General features: G+C 50.1%; 2 tRNA genes and 2 rRNA genes. All 4 read right to left on the bottom strand.

The features are described from left to right. Nucleotides 1-203 precede the first annotated feature (203 nt). Nucleotides 204-293: transfer RNA gene (locus tag ACFSX3_RS26315), tRNA-Ser, on the bottom strand. A gap of 3 nt (nucleotides 294-296) precedes the next feature. Continuing rightward, nucleotides 297-372, bottom strand: a tRNA-Asn gene (locus ACFSX3_RS26310). 51 nt (nucleotides 373-423) lie between these two features. Next, nucleotides 424-540 (bottom strand): 5S ribosomal RNA (gene rrf, locus ACFSX3_RS26305). A 77-nt stretch (nucleotides 541-617) separates the two neighbouring features. Further along, nucleotides 618-720: ribosomal RNA gene (locus ACFSX3_RS26300) — 23S ribosomal RNA — on the bottom strand; the annotation flags it as partial.

Below are 720 nucleotides of genomic sequence, written 5' to 3'. Positions count from 1 at the left end.
TTCGAACCCATGTTACCTCCGTGAAAGGGAGGTGTCTTAACCCCTTGACCAACGAGCCACGCTGTTCTATTACTTGTAAGGTATTGCTACGGAGAGAGAGGGATACTCTTCACTTCGTTACGAGATTGCGATGTAGTGCTAACGAAGCTTATGCTCCAACGAACCACTGAGGGTTCTCATCCCTTTTCAAAGAAGTATTGCTACGGAGAGAGAGGGATTCGAACCCTCGAGACGCTTGTGGCGCCTACACGATTTCCAATCGTGCTCCTTCGGCCAAACTCGGACACCTCTCCATATGGCTCCCCGAACAGGACTCGAACCTGTGACAACTCGATTAACAGTCGAGTGCTCTACCAACTGAGCTATCAGGGAATATGTAAACAATACGGGCAAAAAAAATACCACAGTGTGTGTGGATGGTCCGCTTGGCGGCGTCCTACTCTCCCAGGACCCTTCGGTCCAAGTACCATCGGCGCTGGAGGGCTTAACGGTCGTGTTCGGGATGGGTACGTGTGGAACCCCTCCGCTATCGCCACCAAACGGGCATTTACAGCGTAAATGCTTCAGGAAATTGATTCCTGAAAACTGAATCCGAAACAAATCTGCGTTGTAGATTTTTGGATAAGCCCTCGACCGATTAGTATTGGTCAGCTCCATGCATTGCTGCACTTCCACCTCCAACCTATCTACCTCGTCGTCTTCAAGGGGTCTTACATACTG

Origin of the sequence: Paenibacillus rhizoplanae (assembly GCF_042684125.1) — a bacterium.
GTDB classification, from domain to species: domain Bacteria; phylum Bacillota; class Bacilli; order Paenibacillales; family Paenibacillaceae; genus Paenibacillus_AQ; species Paenibacillus_AQ rhizoplanae.
The sequence above is the reverse complement of the archived record's forward strand: the minus strand, read 5'-3'. Positions and strand labels throughout refer to the sequence as shown.